General features: G+C 50.4%; 29 protein-coding genes and 1 other RNA gene. 17 read left to right on the forward strand and 13 right to left on the reverse strand.

Annotated features, from left to right (window positions below; all coding sequences use genetic code 11):
* The first annotated feature begins 45 nt into the window (after positions 1–45).
* The 3 genes from fabG (at position 46) to fabF (ending at position 2,699) form a co-directional block, all read left to right on the forward strand.
* Entirely contained in the window at positions 46–789 is a 744-nt protein-coding gene (gene fabG, locus NT239_12695) for a 3-oxoacyl-ACP reductase FabG (GenBank protein ID XGA70619.1), read from the forward strand.
* A gap of 199 nt (positions 790–988) precedes the next feature.
* Positions 989–1,228 carry an acyl carrier protein gene (acpP, locus tag NT239_12700; protein ID XGA70620.1) on the forward strand — a complete coding sequence of 80 codons (240 nt, stop codon included), beginning with the start codon at positions 989–991 and terminating at the stop codon, positions 1,226–1,228.
* Positions 1,229–1,457: 229 nt separating this feature from the next.
* Complete coding sequence (gene fabF / locus NT239_12705) at positions 1,458–2,699, forward strand: beta-ketoacyl-ACP synthase II (GenBank protein XGA70621.1); 1,242 nt, start codon at positions 1,458–1,460, stop codon at positions 2,697–2,699.
* 60 nt (positions 2,700–2,759) lie between these two features.
* On the opposite strand, the gene NT239_12710 is transcribed toward fabF, so the two are convergent.
* Genes NT239_12710 through hpnC form a run of 3 tightly spaced genes read right to left on the reverse strand, consistent with a single transcriptional unit; the run spans position 2,760 to position 4,584 of the window.
* Positions 2,760–3,116, reverse strand: coding sequence for a hypothetical protein (locus tag NT239_12710; GenBank protein ID XGA70622.1), 357 nt, complete (start codon positions 3,114–3,116; stop codon positions 2,760–2,762).
* 15 nt (positions 3,117–3,131) lie between these two features.
* The gene (locus NT239_12715; protein ID XGA70623.1) at positions 3,132–3,719 is read right to left on the reverse strand and encodes a thermonuclease family protein; all 588 of its coding nucleotides are present in this window, start codon (positions 3,717–3,719) and stop codon (positions 3,132–3,134) included.
* A 4-nt stretch (positions 3,720–3,723) separates the two neighbouring features.
* Positions 3,724–4,584: a squalene synthase HpnC gene (gene hpnC / locus NT239_12720; GenBank protein ID XGA70624.1), complete on the reverse strand. Its 861-nt coding sequence runs from the start codon at positions 4,582–4,584 to the stop codon at positions 3,724–3,726.
* A 109-nt stretch (positions 4,585–4,693) separates the two neighbouring features.
* Here hpnC and NT239_12725 point away from each other — a divergent pair, with 109 nt between their 5' ends.
* Positions 4,694–5,101 (forward strand): helix-hairpin-helix domain-containing protein, encoded by a 408-nt coding sequence (locus tag NT239_12725; GenBank protein XGA70625.1) that lies wholly within the window; start codon positions 4,694–4,696, stop codon positions 5,099–5,101.
* A gap of 78 nt (positions 5,102–5,179) precedes the next feature.
* Here NT239_12725 and NT239_12730 read toward each other — a convergent pair whose 3' ends face one another.
* The 6 genes from NT239_12730 to NT239_12755 form a co-directional block, all read right to left on the reverse strand.
* Positions 5,180–5,968, reverse strand: coding sequence for a peptidylprolyl isomerase (locus NT239_12730; protein ID XGA70626.1), 789 nt, complete (start codon positions 5,966–5,968; stop codon positions 5,180–5,182).
* A 29-nt stretch (positions 5,969–5,997) separates the two neighbouring features.
* Entirely contained in the window at positions 5,998–6,261 is a 264-nt protein-coding gene (locus NT239_12735; protein XGA70627.1) for a BolA family transcriptional regulator, read from the reverse strand.
* Between the two features lie 12 nt (positions 6,262–6,273).
* The gene (locus tag NT239_12740; GenBank protein XGA70628.1) at positions 6,274–6,576 is read right to left on the reverse strand and encodes a YciI family protein; all 303 of its coding nucleotides are present in this window, start codon (positions 6,574–6,576) and stop codon (positions 6,274–6,276) included.
* Positions 6,577–6,592: 16 nt separating this feature from the next.
* Complete coding sequence (locus NT239_12745) at positions 6,593–7,153, reverse strand: septation protein A (protein ID XGA70629.1); 561 nt, start codon at positions 7,151–7,153, stop codon at positions 6,593–6,595.
* Between the two features lie 384 nt (positions 7,154–7,537).
* Positions 7,538–7,635, reverse strand: an RNA gene (gene ffs, locus NT239_12750) — signal recognition particle sRNA small type.
* Between the two features lie 85 nt (positions 7,636–7,720).
* Positions 7,721–8,665: an asparaginase gene (locus NT239_12755; GenBank protein ID XGA70630.1), complete on the reverse strand. Its 945-nt coding sequence runs from the start codon at positions 8,663–8,665 to the stop codon at positions 7,721–7,723.
* A gap of 60 nt (positions 8,666–8,725) precedes the next feature.
* On the opposite strand from NT239_12755, the gene smpB reads away from it, so the two are divergent.
* Complete coding sequence (smpB, locus tag NT239_12760; GenBank protein XGA70631.1) at positions 8,726–9,184, forward strand: SsrA-binding protein SmpB; 459 nt, start codon at positions 8,726–8,728, stop codon at positions 9,182–9,184.
* 214 nt (positions 9,185–9,398) lie between these two features.
* Here the strand turns inward: smpB and plsY are convergent, their stop codons facing one another.
* Entirely contained in the window at positions 9,399–10,025 is a 627-nt protein-coding gene (plsY, locus tag NT239_12765; GenBank protein XGA70632.1) for a glycerol-3-phosphate 1-O-acyltransferase PlsY, read from the reverse strand.
* A gap of 100 nt (positions 10,026–10,125) precedes the next feature.
* Here plsY and NT239_12770 point away from each other — a divergent pair, with 100 nt between their 5' ends.
* The 5 genes from NT239_12770 (at position 10,126) to NT239_12790 (ending at position 13,453) form a co-directional block, all read left to right on the forward strand.
* Positions 10,126–10,485 (forward strand): dihydroneopterin aldolase, encoded by a 360-nt coding sequence (locus NT239_12770; GenBank protein ID XGA70633.1) that lies wholly within the window; start codon positions 10,126–10,128, stop codon positions 10,483–10,485.
* A gap of 172 nt (positions 10,486–10,657) precedes the next feature.
* Complete coding sequence (locus tag NT239_12775; GenBank protein ID XGA70634.1) at positions 10,658–11,593, forward strand: Tim44-like domain-containing protein; 936 nt, start codon at positions 10,658–10,660, stop codon at positions 11,591–11,593.
* 103 nt (positions 11,594–11,696) lie between these two features.
* Positions 11,697–12,077 (forward strand): hypothetical protein, encoded by a 381-nt coding sequence (locus NT239_12780; protein ID XGA70635.1) that lies wholly within the window; start codon positions 11,697–11,699, stop codon positions 12,075–12,077.
* A 14-nt stretch (positions 12,078–12,091) separates the two neighbouring features.
* Positions 12,092–12,751 (forward strand): Crp/Fnr family transcriptional regulator, encoded by a 660-nt coding sequence (locus tag NT239_12785; GenBank protein ID XGA70636.1) that lies wholly within the window; start codon positions 12,092–12,094, stop codon positions 12,749–12,751.
* 48 nt (positions 12,752–12,799) lie between these two features.
* On the forward strand, positions 12,800–13,453 hold the full coding sequence (locus tag NT239_12790; protein ID XGA70637.1) for a Crp/Fnr family transcriptional regulator: 654 nt from the start codon (positions 12,800–12,802) through the stop codon (positions 13,451–13,453).
* A 50-nt stretch (positions 13,454–13,503) separates the two neighbouring features.
* Here the strand turns inward: NT239_12790 and NT239_12795 are convergent, their stop codons facing one another.
* Positions 13,504–13,641 carry a lipoprotein gene (locus tag NT239_12795; GenBank protein ID XGA70638.1) on the reverse strand — a complete coding sequence of 46 codons (138 nt, stop codon included), beginning with the start codon at positions 13,639–13,641 and terminating at the stop codon, positions 13,504–13,506.
* A gap of 51 nt (positions 13,642–13,692) precedes the next feature.
* Between NT239_12795 and cyaY the strand changes: the two genes are divergently transcribed.
* The 3 genes from cyaY to NT239_12810 are packed head-to-tail and all read left to right on the forward strand — an operon-like array spanning position 13,693 to position 15,903.
* Positions 13,693–14,010 (forward strand): iron donor protein CyaY, encoded by a 318-nt coding sequence (gene cyaY / locus NT239_12800; GenBank protein ID XGA70639.1) that lies wholly within the window; start codon positions 13,693–13,695, stop codon positions 14,008–14,010.
* Complete coding sequence (locus tag NT239_12805; protein XGA70640.1) at positions 14,010–14,426, forward strand: DedA family protein; 417 nt, start codon at positions 14,010–14,012, stop codon at positions 14,424–14,426. Before cyaY ends, NT239_12805 begins: the two co-directional genes overlap by 1 nt.
* A gap of 37 nt (positions 14,427–14,463) precedes the next feature.
* A complete protein-coding gene (locus NT239_12810) occupies positions 14,464–15,903 on the forward strand; it encodes a M48 family metalloprotease (GenBank protein ID XGA70641.1) in 1,440 nt (479 codons plus the stop codon).
* A 47-nt stretch (positions 15,904–15,950) separates the two neighbouring features.
* Here the strand turns inward: NT239_12810 and NT239_12815 are convergent, their stop codons facing one another.
* Together NT239_12815 and NT239_12820 are read right to left on the reverse strand one after the other, a co-directional pair.
* Positions 15,951–16,406, reverse strand: a complete 456-nt coding sequence (locus tag NT239_12815) for a DUF1841 family protein (GenBank protein XGA70642.1) — start codon at positions 16,404–16,406, stop codon at positions 15,951–15,953.
* A complete protein-coding gene (locus tag NT239_12820; protein XGA70643.1) occupies positions 16,390–17,415 on the reverse strand; it encodes an FIST C-terminal domain-containing protein in 1,026 nt (341 codons plus the stop codon). Before NT239_12820 ends, NT239_12815 begins: the two co-directional genes overlap by 17 nt.
* 40 nt (positions 17,416–17,455) lie before the next feature.
* Here NT239_12820 and NT239_12825 point away from each other — a divergent pair, with 40 nt between their 5' ends.
* From NT239_12825 to carB, 4 genes are all read left to right on the forward strand, one after another.
* On the forward strand, positions 17,456–17,935 hold the full coding sequence (locus NT239_12825) for a glutathione peroxidase (GenBank protein XGA70644.1): 480 nt from the start codon (positions 17,456–17,458) through the stop codon (positions 17,933–17,935).
* A 172-nt stretch (positions 17,936–18,107) separates the two neighbouring features.
* Positions 18,108–19,250 carry a glutamine-hydrolyzing carbamoyl-phosphate synthase small subunit gene (gene carA, locus NT239_12830; GenBank protein ID XGA70645.1) on the forward strand — a complete coding sequence of 381 codons (1,143 nt, stop codon included), beginning with the start codon at positions 18,108–18,110 and terminating at the stop codon, positions 19,248–19,250.
* Positions 19,251–19,253: 3 nt separating this feature from the next.
* The gene (locus NT239_12835) at positions 19,254–19,484 is read left to right on the forward strand and encodes a hypothetical protein (GenBank protein ID XGA70646.1); all 231 of its coding nucleotides are present in this window, start codon (positions 19,254–19,256) and stop codon (positions 19,482–19,484) included.
* A 10-nt stretch (positions 19,485–19,494) separates the two neighbouring features.
* Positions 19,495–22,716 (forward strand): carbamoyl-phosphate synthase large subunit, encoded by a 3,222-nt coding sequence (gene carB / locus NT239_12840; GenBank protein XGA70647.1) that lies wholly within the window; start codon positions 19,495–19,497, stop codon positions 22,714–22,716.
* The last annotated feature ends 15 nt before the right edge of the window (positions 22,717–22,731 follow it).

Consider the following 22,731-nt stretch of genomic DNA (forward strand, 5'->3'; position numbering starts at 1 on the left):
TTTGTAGTTATTGGTTGCAAGGCTATACCCTTAATGGAGATATTTATGAGTTTGCAAGGTAAAGTTGCGCTGGTCACCGGCGCATCACGCGGTATTGGTCAAGCCATTGCTTTGGAATTGGCGAGCATGGGCGCTACCGTGATCGGTACCGCAACCAGCGATAGCGGCGCTGCGGCGATTGGCGAGTATTTGAAAGCAGCTGGCGCTAATGGCGCAGGTTTGCGTTTGAACGTGACTGAAGACGGCGCGTGTGATGCGATCGTGGCGCAAATCGAGAAAGAATTCGGCGCGATTGCGATCTTGGTCAATAACGCCGGTATCACGCGTGATAACCTGTTGATGCGCATGAAGGATGAAGAATGGGATGCCATTATGGATACCAATCTGAAGCCGGTGTACAAATTATCGAAAGCCGTGATGCGCAATATGATGAAGGCGCGTTGGGGCCGTATTATCAATATCGCTTCAGTGGTGGGCGCAACGGGCAATGCCGGTCAAACCAACTACTCAGCAGCGAAAGCGGCTTTGTTTGGCTTTACCAAATCATTGGCTAAAGAAATCGGCAGCCGTGGTGTAACGGTCAATGCCGTGGCGCCAGGCTTTATCGATACCGATATGACCAAAGGTCTGCCGGATGAGCAAAAAGCGCATTTGGTGGCCAATATCGCCTTGGGTCGCTTGGGTGATCCACAAGATATCGCTGACGCCGTGGGTTTCTTGGCCTCGGATAAAGCAGCGTACATCACAGGCAACACCATTCATGTAAATGGTGGGATGTTTATGAATTAATCAGGTAAAATCGCGACCGAGTTGCGATTTTGCCGGATAAGATGCGATAAAAATCTGCTCCGGCGGTAGCAAAATTACTGAAAAAAAGGTAAATTTGCGCTCTATTGCATCATGTAACTGTTTGCATGAGCCAAAATTTTGGTAGAATGCGAACGCACTTTTCAGAAATTAAGCTAATAAAGGCTTGGGAACTAAATCCATGGAAAACATCGAACAGCGCGTGAAGAAGATTGTTGCTGAGCAACTGGGCGTGCCAGAAACTGACGTTAAGATTGACTCTTCGTTTGTTAACGACCTCGGCGCCGACTCACTCGACACCGTTGAACTCGTTATGGCCCTCGAAGAAGAATTCGAGTGCGAAATCCCTGACGAGGACGCTGAAAAAATCACTACCGTTCAACAAGCTGTTGACTACGTTAACGCTCACCTGAACAAGTAATCTCGGTGATTCCAGACCTCCGCTATGGCTTGCTGTAGCGGGGGTTTTATTTTATCTGGCGCTGCTAAAACATTTGTTTGAAACGCAAAAAATCTCCTGCAAGACGCGATGTCGCAGGCCGTACATGTTGTACGGCGAGACAAAGCAACGCTCCGGAGGGATTTTTGCTTTAATACTATTTTTGAAGCGCTGCCGGCTAGATGCCGGCTTTTAAGCGGAGTACCCCCACGTGTCTAAACGCAGAGTAGTTGTTACCGGGTTGGGTCAAGTATCGCCCGTCGGCAATGATGTTGCCACTGGCTGGGCCAACCTGCTTGCTGGCAAGTCTGGTATTGGTATGATCACCCGATTTGACGCGAGCGATCTGGCTTGCCAAATCGCCGGTGAAGTAAAAGATTTCGACATCGGACAGTACATCAGCCCGAAAGATGCACGTCGTATGGATGTGTTCATCCATTACGGTATCGCTGCGGCATTGCAGGCCGTTGCTGATGCTGGCTTGGATGATATTGCTGGTTTGGATAAAACCCGTGTTGGCGTGAATATCGGTTCGGGTATCGGTGGTTTGCCATTGATCGAGAATACCGGCGTTGACGTTGTCCACGGCGGCCCACGCAAAATTGGCCCGTTCTTTATTCCTGGCTCTCTGGTGAATTTGATTGCTGGCCACGTATCAATTATCAAAGGCTACCAGGGCCCGTCGTACGGCATCGTTTCGGCGTGTACGACTGGCGCACATTGTATCGGCGACTCAGCCCGTATGATTCAATACGGCGATGCAGATATCATGGTGGCGGGTGGCGCTGAAGGTGCGATCTCTAAACTGGGTATCGGCGGCTTTGCAGCGATGAAAGCCCTGTCGACTCGCAATGATGATCCAGCGACTTCGTCTCGTCCATGGGACAAAGGCCGTGATGGTTTTGTGATGGGTGAGGGCGCGGGTGTCTTGGTACTGGAAGAGTACGAACACGCGAAAAAACGTGGCGCGAAAATCTATGCTGAGCTAGTTGGTTTTGGTATGAGCTCTGACGCACACCATATCACTGCGCCAAATGCTGATGGCCCTGCGCGTGGCGTATTGAATGCGCTGCGCGATGCTGGCTTGAACGCAACAGACGTAGATTATGTGAATGCACACGGTACATCTACGCCACTGGGCGACGCGAACGAAACCAATGCACTGAAAATTGCGTTGGGCGATCACGCGAAGAAAGTCGTGGTGAACTCAACCAAATCAATGACCGGTCACTTATTGGGTGGCGCGGGTGGTGTTGAGGCCTTGTACTCTGTATTGGCCTTGCATCATCAAGTATCGCCACCAACCATCAATATCTTCGAACAAGATATTGAAGCGGGTTGCGATCTGGATTATTGCGCCAATACTGCGCGTGATATGAAGATCGACGTTGCGATCTCCAATAGCTTCGGCTTTGGTGGTACCAACGGTACTTTGGTATTCCGCCGCGTTTAAGCTAGGATGGTCCAATAAAAAACCACGCTGCGGCGTGGTTTTTTATTGGTTTGGCAATAATTAAAATTTAATACATGGTCTACCCTTGTTTAATGCAAAGCATTGGCAGTTGGCAAAGCGACCATCAGCATTCACGATTAAAGTGTGTGCACTCAGCTTGCACCAACGACCACTTGTAGCTTCAAATGCATGATCAATATCGAGCTTGTTGCTACTTTGGCTGTGAGCGGCGACAGTGTAATTGCCATGATCATCATCCCAAACTTGAACAGCTTGTGCACTTTGATTATTGACCCGACCATTTAAGGGCCAAGGCCAGTGGCCATCACGTTCGCGTTCTTGCAGGATGATGAAAACGGCGGCTGTTGCGAGAGTGCAAAGTAACAGCCCCAATAGAATAAATATGCGAAGTTTCATTACAGCTTGGCCGATTTAGTTGTTCCGTTTCGCTTTACGCCAATCCCACGGTGGGGTTGGATTTTTATCGGCCCATAAGCCGCTTTGATCACGCTGTGCCGCTTCTTGTGCTGATTGATAACGTGAATAGTCGCTGCCGCTCTGTGTCTTGGCGTATTGGGTATAGTGCCAAGCGTAGCCGTTCACAACTTGCTGAAAATTGATATCTTGTGCGCCTTTAGTGATGCGTGCTACGCCACGTCCATATCGATCCACATCGTCAATATCCGCTTGGATCGTTTGACCGTAGACCAAGTCAGAGAGTGATTTCTTGGCTGCTTGGCCAAATGGCATTGCTTTTTCTGGCGCATCAATGTAGGCCAACCGCAGCTTATATTGTTTTTTATCGTCATCCAGCACGGTGACGGTATCGCCATCAGCAACACCAACAACCTGGCCGTTGATCACCATGCCCGTCGTTAATTTGCCAGGCTCGCTCGGTGTAGGCTTGATACAGGCCCAAGCGCCGACCAAAACGATGATCAGCGCCACAATCCGTTGTGGCCAGGTTTTAGCACTAAATAGGCGGAAAATAGCGCGTTGTTGTGCGGCAGTGACTTTCATTGCTTTAATGACATCCGGTGTGAGAGTTTGATGATGGGTATTTCGCTTTAATTGCTTGATACAGAATAATGGGCCAGTCCAAGGTGGTTAAGGTTGGACGCGCGGTGTAGATGTTGTAATTTACTTGTTTTAGTTTATGTAAAACTCGATCCGCAGATAACACAATCGTCCGAATTTCGAGGCCAATCCTGCCTGGTAGTGCACGGCCTAAGGGTGAGCCGGCACGCAGCATTTTGCGGGTGCGTTCACACTGAAAAGCCATTAGCCGCTTAAATTGCTCGTTATACTCGTGTGCAAAAAGCTTGCCATCCGTAAGACCGTATTTTTGCAATTCGTCCTGCGGAATATAGATTCGATCCTTTTTGAGATCGATTGCCACGTCTTGCCAAAAATTGACTAATTGCAGGGCGGTGCAAATGCCGTCTGACTGTGCCAGCATTCTGCCGTCGGTATAGCCAAAAATATGCAGCAAAATTCGTCCCACTGGATTCGCCGAACGGCGGCAATAGTCGATGACTTCGCCGAAATTGTCGTAACGACTTTTGACGACATCTTGGCGAAATGCGGAGAATAAATCTTCAAATAACTGCAATGGAATAGCGTATTGCTGCACAACAGGCACCAGTGCTGCAAAGCGAGGTGTTAAGGGGGGGAGCCCCTGAGCAATTCTTTGCAGTTCGTGGCTGCATTCATCGAGTGCTGCGATGCGCTGCTCGGGACTAAAATCACCTTCATCAGCCAAATCATCGGCATAGCGGGCGATGTGATACACGACGGCGATCGGTTTGCGAAAGGGCTTGGGAAGTAAAAATGAGCCAACGGGAAAATTTTCATAATGTTGGACTGTTTGCCCAGGGGTAATCATGACATATCCTTAATAAAAACTGACTCAGTCTGGTTTTATTTTCTATGAATGCTATAGTGGTCGAGCGTAAATGCTTACGTATTCAATTTTAATAAGTACGGAGAATGTAATGTTGAAAAAACTAGTTATGACCTTGTTTGCCACTTTCATGCTGTCAGCTTCGGCATTTGCTGCTGTTAATATTAACACCGCTACTGCGACCGAGTTGGAGGCGCTTAATGGCATTGGCCCAGAAAAAGCCAAGGACATCATCGACTATCGTACCAAAAATGGCCCGTTTAAAACGGCTGAAGATATTATGAAAGTGCCAGGTATTAAGGAAGGTACTTTTGCCAAAATTAAAGCTGACGTAACTGTAAATGGTAAAACAAGCGCAGTCGCGGCGGTAAAAGCCCCAGCTAAAGCCGAGTCCAAAGCGGCTCCAACTATGAAGCCAACCGCAGAGCCAAAGGCGACCAAAGCGCCTAAAGCAACCAAAGCGCCAAAAGCGGGCGCTAGTGAGCCAGCAAAGAAATAATTGAAAAGTGGCAGATAAAAAAACCGGATCAGTGATCCGGTTTTTTTATCTGCGCAAGCTATGCTCGGCAAGTAGGTCTTACTGGACGATTTTGGCGTTTTTCATCAAATCATCAACCAGTTTTTGAATGCGCTGCCCTTGGATTTGTTGTTCCAATTGTGGTTTCACTTCATCGTAAGAAGGGCCTTTCGCATCACGCACGTCATCTAGCTTGATAACATGGAAACCAAATTGCGTTTTCACTGGGTCAGAAATTTTGCCTTTAGGCATTTTTTCTAGTGCGCCGCCGAATTCAGGAACGAAGTTCTTTGGATTCGACCAACCCAAATCACCGCCGTTTGAGCCTGAACCTTTGTCCATTGATTTAGCTTTGGCCAAATCATCGAATTTTTTACCTTTTTTCAGGTCTTCGATAATCGCTTTAGCTTCAGCTTCAGTGGCCACCAAAATGTGACGCGCTTTGTATTCTTTGCCGCCAAAGTTCACTTTGATTTTGTCGTATTCTTTGCGCAGTTCGGCATCAGTAATTGGGTTGGCTTTAACGTACTGATTGATGTACGCGCCGATCACGATGCGCTGTTTCAGCATATCCAATTGCGCCATGGCTTCTGGGCTTTTATCCATGCCTTTTTTGATCGCTTCTTGGTAAACCACTTCGTTTTTGATCAATTCATCTTTGATCTTTGCGCGCAATTCTGGAGAGTCTTTCTGACCACGTTGTGCCAAATCATTCACAAATGCGTCTGATTTAGCTTGTGGAATAGCGACGCCATTGACGGTGGCCACAGTACCTGCCGGAGCAGCAAAAACACTAGCTGACAAGCTAGCAGCAGCAATGGCCAGAGCCAAACGGTTTGCTTTAAACATGCGATTTCCTTCGTTCAAAATAGCCAACATCAAAATTCATCCGGCGTTAGCGCTCGGATACTGAGTGCATGTATGCGATGCGGAATTAGATCAGCTAAGGGCTGGTACACCATACGGTGCCGCTCCAGCGTTTTTTTGCCAATAAACGCGCTCGATACAATTGTTAATTCATAATGCCCGCCGCCACTGGCTGCGCCGGCATGGCCCGCGTGGGCTGCACTATCGTCAAATAGCTCTAAGCTTTCAAACTCCAGCGACTGCAAACGCGTGCGAATTTCGTCGGTAATGCTCATGATACCAGACTCTTAGGGCAATACATGACGGAAGGGTTTTACCACGACTTCGGTAAAAATGCCATCTGTCACGTAAGGGTCTTCACTAATCCAGCTTTGGGCCGCTGAAAGGTTTTCGAATTCGGCAACAATCAAACTGCCGCTGAAACCTGCTGGCCCAGGATCGACGCTGTCAATAGCAGGAAACGGGCCCGCTAAAATCAAGCGACCTTCATTTTTCAACTCTTCCATCCGTGCCAAATGCGCAGGGCGCACGGCGAGACGATCAGCTAATGAGTCTGGTTTATCGGTACCGATAATGGCATACAAAGGCATGAACGATCCTTAAGTTTTATTCAGAATCGGCAGGCTTTTCTTCCTGCTCGGGCAACATGTGTTTTGATAGGTAAAGGCTTTGTGCCACGACAAAGGCTAAGGTCAGCACCAAGGTGCCAAATACTTTGAACTTCACCCACAAGGCTTCAGAGAAACTGTGGAACACATAGATATTAAGTGCGCCCATTGCGAGGAAAAACAAGGCCCAAGCGTACAACAATTTCGTCCAAATCGGGCGTGGAAGCGTAATCGATGCGCCCATGAGCTTCTCAATCAAATTGTTTTTTTTGATGTGCCACGCCCCGATCAGGACTACGGTAAACAGCCAGTACAAAATGGTGGGTTTCCACATAATGAATTGTTTATTGTGGAAAATCAGCGTGAGGCCGCCCATGACCGTGATGAGTACTAAGCTAATCCACAGCATATTGTCAACGTGGCGGTGACGAACCCAGCTGTACACGACCTGGAGTACGGTTGCTCCGATGGCCACGCCCGTGGCGAGGAAAATATCGTTGGTATAACTATACGCGCCGAAAAACAACAAGATTGGAAATAGGTCAAAGAGGAATTTCATCGAACGTCAGTCCCAAAGAATTTCGGCGATTATGCAGTGGGAGTGACAGGGTGACAAGGCGAAAAAAAAACGCCGATCAAAAGATCGGCGCTCAATGACCACTGGAGATACACGAAGCATCAGCTTGCGAAACCTATAGTGCGCCTTTGCGGTGTAAGCCGCTTTGATGTGGCGCAATAAATCATTTCTTGCGCAAAATAATCAAAAGCTCGGCCTGCTGGAGCAAATCGTCAGCCTCTGAATGGCTAAAAATTCTATTTATTGGTTCGGGTGGTGTGACGCTTAGGGGGTATTGCTTGCTAGACAAGATAAAATCTTAGGCGCAGGGCAATACATTGCACGTGTATGTGTAGATGGATAGCATCGCAAAATTTTAAGAGGGGGGGTGGCGAGCCCGACCCCCGGCACTAGCATCAAAAGCTGTGGCTGCTTCCTTCCGGACCTGACCAGGTTCACCTTCTAGCTATGCGGGGAGACCCGCCGTCGAAGCTTTTGGCTGACGCCAAAATTCGCGGTGTTGTGCTCAAGAGCGCGTTAAATCGCAGCCTCAATCACAACAGGCCGCGACTATAGCACAGCGATGGCTTGCCACGCCAGTGCTAAAACATCTTTTGGTGCGCGCGCCAAGTGCGTATACAGCCAAGTGGTCGCCGCTTCAACGCTGCGCCGTCCGGCTGGCCACGCGCCCAAGGTGTTAAACACGCTGCCCGCCGCGTACAGCCCTTGGCGTACTTCGCCGGCGATGCATTGCGTGCAATTGATAATCACCGCGCCGTGATCGGCCTGCGCTTGTAGTGCGGCGATCAGCGCCGCGTGTTGCGGTAAATTGCCGCTGCCATAGCTCTCAACCACGATGCCATCCCAAGTTTGGCTATTGATCATGCCGGTGATGGCCGTCTCGCAACCGGGGTAGAGTTTGAGCGCCAAAATGTGCTGCTGCGGATTGAGTGGTAGATACGTAAAATCTTTATCGTTCGAAGTGGTGTTCTTGGGCGCATTCGGCGCGGCGTACGCCGTATCGTGATCGGCGTCGAGTTTTTTCACGCAATGCGCTGGCAATAGCAAACCACCAAATGCCAACTGAACGCCGGCCGGCGCAGAAGCTGCGCTTTGCAAGGCCAGCAGCATATTCGCAGGCGCATCGCTGCCCACATGCACCCATGGGCGTTGCGAACCGGTCAGAATCACAGGCTTGTGAATATGGTCCAGTTGCCAATGCAGCGCTGCGCCCGTCCAAGCCATCGTGTCGGTGCCGTGCAGCACAACAAAACCATCGAAATCGTCGATGCGGCTGGCGATGTCTTGTGCGATTTGCTGCCAGTGGTGCGGTGTCATCGCCGAAGAATCAAGCGGCGTAGCGTACTCGTGCAGTGTAATCGCTACATCGGGTATATGTTTAAAAGCTAAATCAGCAATGAGCTTGCTTAATATACCCTGTTGCGGCGCCAAGCCATTCGGGCCATCGACGCAGGCAATCGTGCCGCCGGTATACAGACAAAAAATTCGTTTCATGGTCAGTAGGCCCTTCGGGTGCTAGAATTCTTTCTTTTTTGCAGTACAGGATGATACGGCATGGTCATCGCCGACAACCGTAAGGCGTTTCACGAATATTTTATCGAAGAACGAATCGAAGCAGGCATCGTTCTGGAAGGCTGGGAAGTCAAATCGATTCGTGCTGGACGCGTACAACTCAAAGAATCATATGTGATTTATAAAGGGGGCGACTTTTACCTGTTCGGCTGCCATATTTCACCGCTGATTAATGCCTCGTCGCACGTCTTGCCCGACGTAGTGCGCACGCGCAAATTGCTACTCAAACAAAACGAAATCAACAAGCTGGCGATCAAGGTGGACCGCGCTGGTTACACCATCGTGCCCGTGAATATGCATTTCACGCGCGGCTATATCAAGCTGGAAATTGGCGTGGCCAAGGGTAAAAAGCAGCACGATAAACGTCAAACCGAGAAAGAGCGCGAATGGCAGCGGGAGAAGGCGCGCATTGTGCGCGACCACACCAAACAAGCTAGCTGATGCGCTACTGCGAGCGGCGATTCCTGCTAGCTTTGCACACACTGCGTGCGAAAAAATAACTCAAAATCCTCATGTACTCGAGTACATTCCGGTTTTTCCTTATTTTTTGCCTTGTTCTCACCGCTCTCGCTACGCGCTTCAGCGTAGTGGTAAGTGTCCAAAAATAAAAACCGGGCTAATTCGCGCCCGGTTTTTTTATTCTTCGATTTAGGTCTTAATTAGCCTTTTCGCCAATCTTGCCTTCTTTGCCGCTGATTAAGCCCATAATGTTTTGCTTGTGACGAACAATCAGCAGTACGCTGATTGCAATCACTGCGGCGATGTAGACTTGGACGGGCAGGAAATACCAGCACAAAAAAGGTGCCGCAATTGCGGCGCAGATCGCCGATAGCGATGAAATCTTCAAGCCTTTGGCGACAAACAGCCAGATGCCTAAAGTCGCTAAGCCCAGCCATAGGTTGAGCGCCAGCAAAATCCCCGCCGCAGTCGCAACGCCTTTGCCACCTTTAAATTGGAAAAACACCGGCCACATATGGCCAACGGTCACCGCTAGCGCGACGGCGGCGATTAAGGTATTAAATTCTTCTGGGGCATTGACGCCAACCACCGGTGCGAGCTGCTGCGCTGCAAACACGGCAACCCAGCCTTTGAGTGCGTCGCCCAGTAGCGTGAGCGCGGCGGCTTTTTTATTGCCGGAGCGCAAGACATTGGTCGCGCCCGGATTATTGGAGCCATAACTGCGTGGATCGGCCAAGCCCATGACGCGGCTCACGATGACGGCAAACGATAAAGAGCCAATCAAATAGGCGCCAATGATGAAAAATACTAAGGTGAGGTTCATCCCAAATTCCACTACAATCGTGAACTTTTGATTTTAAGCTAATCTGCTATTGGCCTCAAACGATTCGAGTTTGCGGCGCAAGCGCAGAGGGCGATCCGCTATGGACATTATTTATTTACAGCAAGTGCGCGCCGAAACTGTGATTGGCTGGTATGACTGGGAGCGCACCCAGTCGCAGGTCGTTGAGTTGGATCTGGAAATCGGCCTGCCTTCTGCGCGCGCCTGTGTGTCAGACGATCTGGTCGATACCATCGATTACGATAAAGTCGTCACGCATTTGCGCACGGTAATGGCTGAAAAGCACTTTTTGCTGATCGAGGCCTTGGCCGAACATATCGCGCATATTTTGATTCACGACTTTGGCGCCCCATGGATCAAGGTGTCGGTGACCAAGCTCAATATTCTGAAAGATGTCGCTCGCGTTGGCGTGACGATTGAGCGTGGACAGCGCGGTCATTAATGCCCGGTAGGTGTATTCCTCTGTAGCCATTATTGGGTTTGGCCTTTGGCTTAATACCCATGAGTGGGGTGAGTGTATCGCCTTTTCTTCTGGCCACTTATTGAACTTATTTAACAGCGCCCATACTAATACCGTATTCATAAACTAATCCCATTACAGGGTAGAGATAAAAATGGCTCGTTTTAGTCAAGCTTTTATGGTGGTGCTGATGAGCACGACCTTGTTTGCTAGTCACATTGCCGAAGCAAAACGCGTTGGCAGTGGCCGCTCAGCCGGGATGCAGCGCCAAGCTGCGCCAGCGCCGCAACGTCAAGCCGCGCCGCAGCAACCTGCGCCAATGGCACCGGTGCCTGTGCAGCAGAAAAAGAGCAGCAGCGGCATGATGGGGGGCATCTTGGGTGGTCTCGCAGTCGGTGGTTTGCTCGGTTATATGATGGGCAATAATGCATCTGGCGCCGCAGAAGGCGACGGCATGCCTTGGGGTACTTTGCTTTTGCTCGGCGCATTGACTGCCGGTGGCGTGATGTTGCTACGTCGTCGTAAATCAACGCCAGTAGGTCAAGCGCACGCTTACGCAGGTGTGCCAGCGATGAATCCTGCCCAGATGAGCTCTTCACCTGCGCCTGCAATCAATCCACAAGCAACGGCGTTTCAAGCGCCACAACAAAACGATTTAAGCGGTGGCTTCCGTATTGGCCAAGGTGTTGGTGGTGCATACTCATTGCCAGCAACACCAATTACGCGTTTGCCGGATGGTACTGAGTCTGCGGCCTTCTTGCGCCAGGCGCGTGCAAGCTTCTTGCACATGCAGGCACTTAATTCGCCAGAGCAAGCCGAAGAAATGCGCCGCTATATGACGCCTGAATTGTTTGCGATGCTCAAAGACGATATCGCTAGCAACGATGATTTGGCGGAGTTCCCAGAGTTGAATCTGAATATCATCGAAGCCGTTGATGAGGGCGGCCGCATGGTGGCGAGCGTGGAATTTAGCGGTCGCGTCAGCGAAAGCCTGAATGCACCAGCGGTGCCGTTTAAAGAAGTTTGGCACTTTGTTCGTCCAATGCAGGGTGATCCACGCTGGTTGTTGGCGGGTATTCAACAAATTTAATGTGAAAGTTTGTCGTAATTAATTAAAAGCCCGTTAGGTTATTGCGACTTAACGGGCTTTTTGTCTTACAATTTACCTTGATTTCCTGTTAGAAGGTGTTCCTGTGAAAGCGCTAAAAACGATGTTGCTGCTAGTGCCGCTGACATTTGGCTTGGCAGGGTGTGACCAACTGCTCGAGCTGGTAAATAAGCCCAAAGCGAATGGCAAAGCGATCGGTGCAGCCTGTCGCCACAGTGGTCGCTCGCTGGAAGATTGTTTTCGACGCAATGCGAAGATTCCTAAGGCCGATATTTTTGCCGGCTGGAAAGAAATGAACGAATACATGCAGGCCAAGAAAATCGATGTGGTGCCACCACCACCCGATGTAAAAACGGGCGAGCTATCGCAAACAGAAATGATGAAAGAAGAGACCGAGCCGATGGCCTCTGAAGTCGCCTCCGCAATGGCCAGTGAAAAACCAGCCAAAGAAGCGGCCAAACATTAACAAAGAGCATTGATATGGGATACGAAGCAGTTTTAGCTAAAGTCGAACTATTTTCTACCTTACCCGTTGAGGACTTGCTCGAACTTGAAAACGTTGCAACGCGGCGCCACTTCTCAAAAGGGGTGCTGATTTTTAATGAAGGTGAGCCGGTAGATCATTTATTGGTGCTCATCGAAGGCCGGATGCGTATTTTTCATAATAATGATGCGGGGCGTGAATTTGTATATGGCGTTGCTGATGCAGGAACCAGCTTTGGTGAGTTAGCGCTGTTTGCTGATGAAGAGCGTGCAGTGAGCGCAGAAGCCGAGGAAGATTGCGTCTTTCTCGCTATTTCCCGTACCAATTTTCTGACCTTGCTGTCTCAGCATCCAGAGCTGAAAGATCACATGCTGCTGACGGCCATGAATGTGATTCGCCATTTAACCAAAACAGTCAGTGATTTGGCATTGAAAGACGTGTACGGGCGAATCCGTAAAGTGTTTGAAGCCTTAGCCGTGCCGACCGAAGAGGGCGGTTTGATCGAAGATCAGTTAACGCAACAAGATTTGGCTGATCGCGTAGGGGCTTCGCGCGAAATGATTGCCAAGGTGATGAAAGAACTCGTTGCAGGCGGTTATGTCCAAACGGGTCGTCGCCGTATTTTAATTTTAAAAAAGCTGCCTGAGCATTTTTAAATCATTTCAATTTGAATTGAATACCAAGACTAAAAACGAGGTGTATGTATGCTGGAAATGTTAAAGGCAATCCCGCTTTTGCAGGGGTTTCCCGATGATCAGTTGGAGTACATTCTTCATACTGGTTTAAAGCGCAATATGCCAAAAGGCACGTTCTTATTCCGTGAAGGCGATCCTGCTGAGTCGATGTATGTGATGATCGAAGGCCGCGCGCGCAGCTTTACCAGTGATAACCAAGGTAAAGAATTTGTCTTTATGGAAGTTGAGCCGGGTGATGCGATTGGCGAGATTTCTTTGATTGATGAAGAGCCACGTGGTTGGTCATGCCAGTGTGAGGAAGACTCGAGTTTCTTGATGTTTACTAAGCAAGAATTTCGTGAGGCGATGGAGCGTGAACCGCATGTAAAAGATTTGGTTATCCAAAATCTGGCAGCGATGGTTCGCCATTTATCTACCACGATGAAAAACTTGGCCTTGCTCGATGTGTACGGCCGCGTTCGTGCTTTGTTTGAATCAATGTTGATTGTGGAAGATGGCGTTGAGATGGTTAATCAGCCGCTCACTCAGCAAGCGATTGCCGATCGCGTTGGTTCTTCGCGCGAAATGATTGCACGTATTTTGAAAGAGTTGGTGTTTGGTGGTTATATCCGTTTGGAAAACAAACGGATTATTATTGTACAAAAACTGCCCGAACGTTTCTAAGCGTGGATAGTCAATAAAAAAGCGGCCTCGGCCGCTTTTTTTATACCTGCTTATTGAATGGCAGAAGCCGTTACCGCACTGGCTTTGCTGCTATCGACCGGCTGATCGTTCGGTAAATACAAGGGGCCTTTAAAGCCGCAAGCGCTGAGCACAAAGGCTGAGCAGATAAATGCAATCAGGGCGCGCATAGAATCGATAAACAGTGGCAAAATTGCAGTTTAACACGAGCGAGTAGGGCTATGACTGAATCTGAATTCTTAAGCGCAAGCGACGCCATTTTTGCGCAAATCGAAACTGCGCTCGACGACGTTGATTTTGATGTTGATCCTCTATTATCTGGCAATGTGCTCGAGATCGAATTTGAAGATGGCAGCAAAGTTATCGTCAATCGCCATACCCCCAATCAAGAGTTATGGATAGCCGCTAAATCGGGGGGCTACCACTATCGCCAGCAGGGTGGGGCGTGGATCAATACGCGCGGCGACGGCGAGTTTTTTGCCGATCTGGCGGCTGCAATTAGCGCGCATGCGGGCGAGCCGTTTGCCTTCGGTCGTTAATGCAAACTGTCGCGTGGCTGCTCGGCCTGTGGTTTTCGGCGTTTAGTTCGGCAACGATTTTACCGGGTAACTCCGAGGCGGTTTTTGCCGCTGCGCTGCATTTTCAACCGCAATTATGGCTGCTGGCGTGGGTTGCGGTGTCGATCGGCAATATTATGGGCGGCTTGCTTACCGTATGGATGGGGCGCAAATTGCCAGCCGCACCGACCTTGACGCACTCGCCGCGTTTAGCGCGTTGTCTTGATTGGGCGCAGCGCCTTGGGCCGATGTCCTTATTGTTGTCGTGGGTGCCGGTAGTTGGCGACGCTTTGTGTGGTTTGGCGGGTTGGTTGCGCTGGCCAGTTTGGCCGGTTGTGGTTTGCTTAAGTTTGGGTAAAATTGCCCGTTACGGGGTAATGGTTTGGATGTTAATCTAGATAAGCGTTGCGCGAGTGTACGTAGTGGGGGTATAGCTTGAGGTCTAAAATTATTGCTGCCAGCTTGGCGCTGATCATGGCGATTCCTCCTGTGAGCTATGCAGAAAAATTGCCCGATATGGGTGATGTGTCACAGCAAGGCCTGAGCAAACAGCAAGAGCGTGAAATCGGCGAATCGGCGATGCGGCAAATTCGCCGCAGCGGCATTATGATTGAAGACCCCGAAATCATCGCTTTTCTGAGTGCGATGGGTAATCGCCTGACCGACGCCGCCGAAGTGTACGAGCCGCAATTTACTTTCTTCCCTTTGCTCGATAGCTCGGTTAATGCGTTTGCGATACCGGGTGGTTTTGTCGGCGTGCATACTGGCCTGATTGTGCAAGCTCAGCATGAGTCTGAAGTTGCCAGCGTCTTGGCGCACGAGGTGGCTCACGTTACGCAAAACCATATTGCCCGCTTGATCGAAGGTATGAAAGCCAGTCCGTGGCTGAGTTTAGCGGGGATTGCTGCTGCCATTGTTGCTGGTAGCATGGGGCGGGGTGATGCGGCGGCGGCGGCGATTGCGGCAACGACCGCAGTTTCGGTGCAACGCCAGCTCGATTACACCTATTCGTTTGAGCAAGAAGCCGATCGTATCGGCATGCAAACCTTGCAAAAGTCGGGTTACGATCCGGCAGCTATGGCGGTGTTTTTTGAGCGCCTGCAAAAACATAATCGCATCGTTGAAAATAATGCGCCAGAATATTTGCGCACTCACCCGGTGACGATGAAGCGGATTTCAGACGCGCAAAATCGCTTGGGCGATAGTAAATATCGGCAAGTGCCTGACTCGGCCGAGTTTTTGTTTATGCGCGAAAAAAGTCGCGCCTTGCAGTTTGGCGGCCGTGAAGCCGTGTCGTATTACCAAAAAACCATTAATGAAAAACGCTACGCCAGCGAAGCCGCGCAGCACTATGGTTTGGCGTTTGCCTACTATTTAAACCGCGAATACGAGCCCGCTTGGCAGGCTTTGCAAAAAACCAAAGCCGTGTTTGGCACTAAATCGCACCCAACTTTAGAATATTTGGCGGGCAGCATTCGCTTGGCGCAAGGCAATAGCAGCGAGGCGGTGAAGATCTTAAGCGAGGCGAGCGTTCGTTTTTCTGGAAGTCGCGCCTTATTGTACGGCTTGCTCGATTCACAAATTGAGGCCGGAATGTACGAGCAGGCCAAGGCAGGCTTGGATGACGCCTTGGCAATGTATGCCAGCGATGCGCAGCTGTACCAACGCGCCGCTAAGTTGTACGGCAAACAGGGTAAGGCGATGCTGCAGCATCAAATGCAGGGCGAATATTATTTGCGCTTAAAAGAATATTCGTCGGCGCTGGAACAATTTAATTTGGCCTTGCGCCAGCCCAACCCCGATTTTTATGTGCAATCGGGCGTTGAGGCGCGAATTCGTGAAATTGAAAGCCTAGATCAGCCGAAAAAGAAATAAGGGTATATTGCTGCAGTTAATTTCTAGCAAGCTCTATGGCTGTATACCTAGCTGCGTATCTTAACGCGCGCACGTAAACCTTCTAAATAGATCTTGGGATCTGGTGCGGTATTGTGGCGTTGTGCTTGCCAAATCATTTCGCCCAAGCATTCGAGCATATCGTGCAAAGCTTTGTGTGCGTCGCCGTATTGCGCATGCAATTGGCTGTACAGTTGGCGCACGCCAGCCGGTTGGTCAATCGATAGTTGCTCGGCAATCGCTAAATGCAGGCTAATGTGCAAAAACGGGTTGCTGTCGCCATGCTCGGGTGGCCAGTCACGATCAATATAGTCTTCGCTCAAATATTGATGGTATTCCGGATGCGCCATCAACACATCAATCACGATGGCTTCAAGGTCGGCCAGTTGCAGGCCTTGCTGATGTTTTTGCCAGCTGGTGATAAAAAAACGGCGGGCTTGGTCGCGACTCGGGTTGAACAACATGGTTTTAATCAAATAGAGCAAGAAGAACGCTATTGTCGACGATGCGATTGAGCTTGTCGATTGGCTGATGATGATTGGGCGGTGGAATAATTTGCCCGTTGCCGTAAAAGCCTGCGAATGGCACGTCGGGCAAGGTTTTGCGCATTACATTCCAATCCGGCTCGCTCAAACCATCCCCTGTCATGACACGGCGATGGCTGGAAAATGCCAGTGCCCATTTCGGTTGTGGTTTGCCTGCCAACTGCAGCATGATCTGTTGCGCCAATTCGTCGCTGGCGGCTTTCGCGTTAAAGTGCCCCCAGCGTAATTGCTCGCCAACAAATAACTCATGCGCCAGCATGACGCTGCCGCGACTTAAATCGGTGCCAATCACAGGAATCCAGCTTTGCGCGGCATTGCTAATTTGTGCAAGTAGTGCTTCTTGTGGATATTGCGCTAAATAAGGTCCCAACGTATCTAGTGCTGGCCGCCCATCCAGGCTTTCCAGAACTAAACCTTGGCTCGCCGTAATGGTGAAATACGCGCCTAAACTTTGTGTGCCTTCAGACACAATAATATTGCGCGCTTCTAATGGAATCTGAATAAAACTAAATCGCTGTTGCGCTGCTTGCCATAAAGCGTAATGACCTAAGCCGGTGGCATCGCCCGCAACGCCACCGAATTTCAGCGCGCCATCATTGAGCCAAAATTGGTTGATGGCATTGGGCGCGGCCAGTGCTAAATGGGAATTGCGCATTTGCGCCGGAAAATCTGGTGGTAACACTAAGGCCGCGGCGGCGGGGGAGTCGAGCGACCAATCTTGTTCGGTAAAAACCCCGGCGGCACTCGCGCCAACAACGTCCATGCTGCCGCTAATGGCAACGACAGCACGCAAACATTCGTCGATCTGTTGATGAAAATGCGTCGACAAAAACAAAAACACTTTCCCGGCTTGCGTTAGGCCGCCGCGCGCCATCGCGCTGCTCACCGCAGCAATCGCGACTTGCGTGCTGGCCTTGGGGCCGTTGGCGTATCCACTGGCTGGCTTCATATGCTACTTTATTCGCTTACAGGTCAAACCGGAGTTTTTGATGTCTAGCATTTATGAAATACCGCTGTTGTCGATTGATGGTCAGTCCAGCACGATGGCGCAATATCAAGGCCAGGTGCTGTTGATCGTGAATGTGGCGAGTCGCTGTGGTTTTACGCCGCAATACGCCGGCTTGCAAGCTTTGTACCAGCGCTTTCATGAACGTGGATTTACAGTGCTGGCGTTTCCTTGTAACCAATTTGGTCTGCAAGAGCCTGATGCAGAGCCTGAAATTGCGCAATTTTGTGCTAGCAATTATGCCACTCAATTTCCGTTGTTTGCCAAAACCGAGGTCAATGGTGCAGCGGCTCATCCGCTCTTTCAATTTTTATGCCAAGCGAAACCTGGCTTACTGGGGACTGAAGCGATCAAATGGAACTTCACGAAATTTTTACTTGATCGCAATGGTCAGGTTGTTGGGCGCTATGCGCCAACAACGACGCCTGAGTCGCTGGCTGATAAAATTGAAAGTTTATTGTAAATATGAAAGTATCTGCTGACTAGTCTAGGCTTTGCCATTGATGGACAAGGCCTTTTGCGGTAGAATTCGGCCAATTTTGTATGCGTAAAACGGGGTTGGCTCAGCTGATCCCGTTTTTCTACGCCTACCCCACGGATTTTGACTTATTGGGCGTAAGCCCTGGAGCCCGCCAGTGTCCACACCAGCCCCCACTCCAGCCCTGTTGGCCCTTGCCGACGGCACCCTGTTCCACGGTATTTCCATCGGCGCAGACGGTGAAACCCTTGGTGAAGTGGTATTCAACACTTCAATGACGGGTTATCAAGAAATTCTGACTGACCCATCGTATACCAAACAGATCGTAACTTTAACCTACCCACACATCGGCAACTACGGCGTTAACGCTGAAGATGCGGAAAGTCGTGGCGTTTTTGCTGAAGGCCTGATCATTCGTGATCTGCCTTTACTGCACTCTAACTTCCGTTCAACGATGAGCTTGGGGGAGTATCTCAAGCAAAACAACGTCGTGGCTATTGCGGATATCGATACCCGTAAACTCACGCGTATTTTGCGTGAAAAAGGCGCTCAGCCTGGCTGTATCGTTAGCGGACACAATATCGACGCTGCGGCAGCGGTTGAGAAAGCCAAATCGTTCGGCTCAATGGCCGGTCAAGATTTGGCCAAAGTTGTGTCATGCGACAAGCCTTTTGAATGGACAACCGCCGAGTGGAAACTGGGCGTGGGTTATACCGTTCAATCGAATCCGAAATTCCATGTTGTGGCTTACGACTTTGGCGTGAAGCACAACATCCTGCGTATGCTTGCTGAGCGTGGCTGCAAACTGACCGTCGTGCCAGCGCAAACGCCAGCCAGCGAAGTATTGGCGCTGAATCCAGATGGCGTGTTCTTGTCGAACGGCCCTGGCGATCCTGAGCCATGCGATTACGCGATCAAAGCGATTCAAGAATTGTTGGCAACTAGCCTGCCGATCTTCGGTATTTGCTTGGGCCATCAATTGCTCGGTTTGGCGGCAGGCGGCAAAACCAGCAAGATGAAGTTTGGTCACCACGGTGCCAACCATCCGGTGCAAGACCTCGATAGCAAACACGTGATGATCACGAGCCAGAATCACGGCTTCCAAGTTGACGAAACCAGCTTGCCAGCTAATGTACGTGTAACGCACCGTTCATTGTTTGACGGCACAGTGCAGGGTATTGCGCTGACCGATAAGCCAGCATTCTCGTTCCAAGGTCACCCAGAGGCGAGCCCTGGTCCGCACGATGTGGCGTACTTGTTTGATAAATTTATCGATGCAATGACCGCGAAAAAAGGCTAACACATGGATAGCCTGATCGCCCAAATCGGCCAATTCTTCGCTTCGCAACCATTAGGTTGGGGCACGCTGATTGCTGTGGTGGTGGGCTATTTTTTTGTGACCCGCATTTTGAAACTGATCTTTTTCTGCGTGTTTCTTGTTGCAATTGCGGCCGGTTACTATTACCTGACTCATCAGTCGGAATTGCAGCCCGTTGTCGATAGCGTCAAGACCGTCATCGAGAAGAAACACTAAGGACGAACAAATGCCAAAGCGTACCGACCTAAAAAGCATTCTGATTATTGGCGCTGGCCCGATTGTAATCGGCCAAGCCTGCGAATTTGACTACTCTGGCGCCCAAGCGTGTAAAGCGCTGCGCGAAGAGGGTTACAAAGTTATTCTGGTGAACAGCAACCCTGCCACCATCATGACTGACCCGAATATGGCCGACGTGACTTACGTTGAGCCAATTACGTGGCAAATGGTTGAAAAAATTATCGCCAAAGAGCGTCCAGACGCGATCTTGCCAACCATGGGTGGCCAGACCGCACTGAACTGCGCGCTTGATCTATGGCGCAACGGCGTGCTGGATAAATACAGCGTTGAATTGATCGGCGCGACGCCAGAAGCGATTGATAAAGCGGAAGACCGTCAGAAATTTAAAGCCGCGATGGATAAAATCGGCTTGGGTTCTGCGCGCTCTGGTATCGCGCACAGCTTGGAAGACGCGTTGGCAGTGCAAACGCAAGTGGGCTTCCCAACGATTATTCGTCCGTCGTTCACGATGGGCGGCTCAGGCGGTGGTATCGCCTACAATATGCAAGAATTCATCGAAATCTGCACCCGTGGTCTGGACTTGTCGCCAACCAACGAATTGCTGATCGAAGAATCATTGCTCGGCTGGAAAGAATACGAGATGGAAGTCGTGCGTGACCGCAACGACAACTGCATTATCGTGTGCTCGATCGAAAACTTGGACCCAATGGGCGTGCACACTGGTGACTCGATCACCGTCGCACCAGCGCAAACGCTGACCGACAAAGAATACCAAATCATGCGTAACGCATCGATCGCGGTCCTGCGCGAAATCGGTGTCGATACTGGTGGTTCAAACGTTCAATTCTCGGTGAATCCAAAAGATGGTCGTTTGATCGTCATCGAGATGAACCCACGCGTATCGCGCTCTTCAGCTTTGGCATCGAAAGCGACGGGCTTCCCAATCGCGAAAATCGCGGCGAAACTGGCTTGTGGTTACACGCTGGACGAGCTGAAAAACGAAATCACGGGCGGCAAAACGCCAGCGTCGTTCGAGCCATCGATCGACTACGTGGTAACGAAGATTCCGCGTTTCGCTTTCGAAAAATTCCCGCAAGCGAACGACCGTCTGACGACACAAATGAAATCAGTCGGCGAAGTGATGGCCATCGGCCGCACGCAGCAAGAATCGTTGCAAAAAGCTTTGCGTGGTCTGGAAACCGGCATGTCAGGCTTTGACGAAATCTGTACCGATCGCACTAAGATCGAATCAGAAATCGCGACGCCTGGTCCAGAGCGTCTGTGGTACGTGGCTGACGCGTTCCGCGTTGGTCTCAGCCGCGACGAAATTCACAATATTTCTAAGATCGACCCATGGTTCCTGGTGTTGATCGAAGACATCTTGAACGACGAAGCAGCGTTGCGTGGTCGTAGCGTTGATAGCTTGTCTAAAGAAGAATTCCGCAAACTGAAACGCAAAGGTTTCTCTGATCGTCGCTTGGGTACTTTGCTCGGTTGCGATCAAAATGCAGTACGCAAAGCGCGTCACGCCTTGGCTGTTCGCCCAGTGTATAAGCGTGTAGATACGTGTGCTGCTGAGTTTGCGAGCAATACCGCCTATATGTATTCGACTTATGAAGAAGAATGCGAAGCGCAGCCAACGGACAAGAAAAAAGTAATGATCTTGGGCGGTGGCCCGAACCGTATTGGTCAGGGCATCGAGTTTGACTACTGCTGCGTACACGCGGCGATTGCGTTGCGCGACGATGGTTATGAAACCATTATGGTCAACTGCAACCCAGAAACCGTTTCGACCGACTACGACACGTCAGATCGTCTGTACTTCGAGCCGTTGACGCTCGAAGACGTGCTGGAAATCGTTGCAATCGAAAAACCAATCGGCGTGATCGTGCAGTACGGTGGCCAAACGCCATTGAAACTGGCGCGCGCTTTGGAAGCGAACGGTGTGCCTATTATCGGTACAACACCAGACATGATCGACGCAGCGGAAGACCGTGAACGCTTCCAAAAATTGCTGCAAGACTTGGCCTTGCGTCAGCCGCCAAACGCGACTGCACGTAACGAGCAAGATGCGCTGCATTTGGCACGTGAATTGGGCTACCCATTGGTTGTTCGTCCGTCCTACGTATTGGGCGGCCGCGCGATGGAAATCGTTCATTCAGATAAAGACCTTGAGCGCTACATGCGCGAAGCGGTGAAAGTATCGAACGATTCGCCAGTCTTGCTCGATCGCTTCTTGAACGACGCGATTGAAGTGGACGTGGATGCGGTGTCGGACGGTACTGACGTGATCATCGGCGGTATCATGGAGCACATCGAGCAAGCGGGTGTTCACTCAGGTGACTCAGCGTGTTCATTGCCTCCGTACTCTTTGAGCAAAGAGCTACAAGACGAATTGCGTCGCCAAACCGTGTTGATGGCCAAAGGCCTGAACGTGGTTGGTTTGATGAACGTGCAGTTTGCGATTCAAGGCAAAGGCGCGGACGCTAAAGTTTACGTGTTGGAAGTAAACCCACGTGCTTCACGTACCGTACCGTATGTATCAAAAGCGACCAGCGTGCCGTTGGCGAAAGTCGCTGCGCGTTGTATGGTTGGCCAGACTTTGGTGTCGCAAGGCGTAACTGGCGAAGTGATTCCACCGTACTACTCAGTGAAAGAAGCGGTATTCCCATTCGCGAAATTCCCAGGCGTGGATTCGATTCTCGGCCCTGAGATGAAATCAACGGGTGAAGTGATGGGCGTAGGCGTGTCATTCGCTGAGGCGTTTGTTAAAGCTCAGTTGGCAGCTGGCGTGGTATTGCCAAGCTCAGGCAATGTGTTCATCTCGGTTCGCGAAGGCGATAAGGCACAAGCCGTTGAATGCGCGCAAGTGCTGACTTCATTGGGCTTTAAAGTGATCGCCACCAAAGGCACTGCGGCTGCCATTAACGCAGCGGGTGTTGCGGTGACTGCGGTCAATAAAGTGACCGAAGGTCGTCCTCACATCGTGGATATGATTGTGAATGGCGAAATCGGCATGATCTTTAATACCGTGGACGAGCGTCGCCAAGCAATTCAAGACAGCTACTCAATCCGTCACGAAGCACTGAAAGCGAAATTGCCAGTGTTCACCACCATCGCCGGCGCGAAAGCGGCGTGTATTGGTTTGCGTGATATGAAAGAGTTGGATGTTTATGACCTGCAGGGCTTGCATCGCCAACTCAATAGCTGATATTTTATCGCTGTA

Origin of the sequence: Chitinibacter sp. SCUT-21 (genome assembly GCA_041874755.1) — a bacterium.
Lineage (GTDB): Bacteria > Pseudomonadota > Gammaproteobacteria > Burkholderiales > Chitinibacteraceae > Chitinibacter.

Coding starts and splice junctions, on each gene's coding strand:
- NT239_12735 (XGA70627.1), bottom strand. CDS start 6,261: ATGAGCATTACCGACGAAATTCGCACGCGTTTGCAGTCGCTGGAGTTT.
- NT239_12775 (XGA70634.1), top strand. CDS start 10,658: ATGGCTCGTTTTAGTCAAGCTTTTATGGTGGTGCTGATGAGCACGACC.
- NT239_12730 (XGA70626.1), bottom strand. CDS start 5,968: ATGTTTAAAGCAAACCGTTTGGCTCTGGCCATTGCTGCTGCTAGCTTG.
- NT239_12790 (XGA70637.1), top strand. CDS start 12,800: ATGCTGGAAATGTTAAAGGCAATCCCGCTTTTGCAGGGGTTTCCCGAT.
- NT239_12805 (XGA70640.1), top strand. CDS start 14,010: ATGCAAACTGTCGCGTGGCTGCTCGGCCTGTGGTTTTCGGCGTTTAGT.
- hpnC (XGA70624.1), bottom strand. CDS start 4,584: ATGATTACCCCTGGGCAAACAGTCCAACATTATGAAAATTTTCCCGTT.
- cyaY (XGA70639.1), top strand. CDS start 13,693: ATGACTGAATCTGAATTCTTAAGCGCAAGCGACGCCATTTTTGCGCAA.
- NT239_12820 (XGA70643.1), bottom strand. CDS start 17,415: ATGAAGCCAGCCAGTGGATACGCCAACGGCCCCAAGGCCAGCACGCAA.
- fabG (XGA70619.1), top strand. CDS start 46: ATGAGTTTGCAAGGTAAAGTTGCGCTGGTCACCGGCGCATCACGCGGT.
- NT239_12835 (XGA70646.1), top strand. CDS start 19,254: ATGGATAGCCTGATCGCCCAAATCGGCCAATTCTTCGCTTCGCAACCA.
- NT239_12770 (XGA70633.1), top strand. CDS start 10,126: ATGGACATTATTTATTTACAGCAAGTGCGCGCCGAAACTGTGATTGGC.
- NT239_12715 (XGA70623.1), bottom strand. CDS start 3,719: ATGAAAGTCACTGCCGCACAACAACGCGCTATTTTCCGCCTATTTAGT.
- NT239_12725 (XGA70625.1), top strand. CDS start 4,694: ATGTTGAAAAAACTAGTTATGACCTTGTTTGCCACTTTCATGCTGTCA.
- NT239_12745 (XGA70629.1), bottom strand. CDS start 7,153: ATGAAATTCCTCTTTGACCTATTTCCAATCTTGTTGTTTTTCGGCGCG.
- NT239_12740 (XGA70628.1), bottom strand. CDS start 6,576: ATGCCTTTGTATGCCATTATCGGTACCGATAAACCAGACTCATTAGCT.
- NT239_12710 (XGA70622.1), bottom strand. CDS start 3,116: ATGAAACTTCGCATATTTATTCTATTGGGGCTGTTACTTTGCACTCTC.
- smpB (XGA70631.1), top strand. CDS start 8,726: ATGGTCATCGCCGACAACCGTAAGGCGTTTCACGAATATTTTATCGAA.
- NT239_12785 (XGA70636.1), top strand. CDS start 12,092: ATGGGATACGAAGCAGTTTTAGCTAAAGTCGAACTATTTTCTACCTTA.
- acpP (XGA70620.1), top strand. CDS start 989: ATGGAAAACATCGAACAGCGCGTGAAGAAGATTGTTGCTGAGCAACTG.
- carB (XGA70647.1), top strand. CDS start 19,495: ATGCCAAAGCGTACCGACCTAAAAAGCATTCTGATTATTGGCGCTGGC.
- plsY (XGA70632.1), bottom strand. CDS start 10,025: ATGAACCTCACCTTAGTATTTTTCATCATTGGCGCCTATTTGATTGGC.
- NT239_12825 (XGA70644.1), top strand. CDS start 17,456: ATGTCTAGCATTTATGAAATACCGCTGTTGTCGATTGATGGTCAGTCC.
- NT239_12755 (XGA70630.1), bottom strand. CDS start 8,665: ATGAAACGAATTTTTTGTCTGTATACCGGCGGCACGATTGCCTGCGTC.
- NT239_12795 (XGA70638.1), bottom strand. CDS start 13,641: ATGCGCGCCCTGATTGCATTTATCTGCTCAGCCTTTGTGCTCAGCGCT.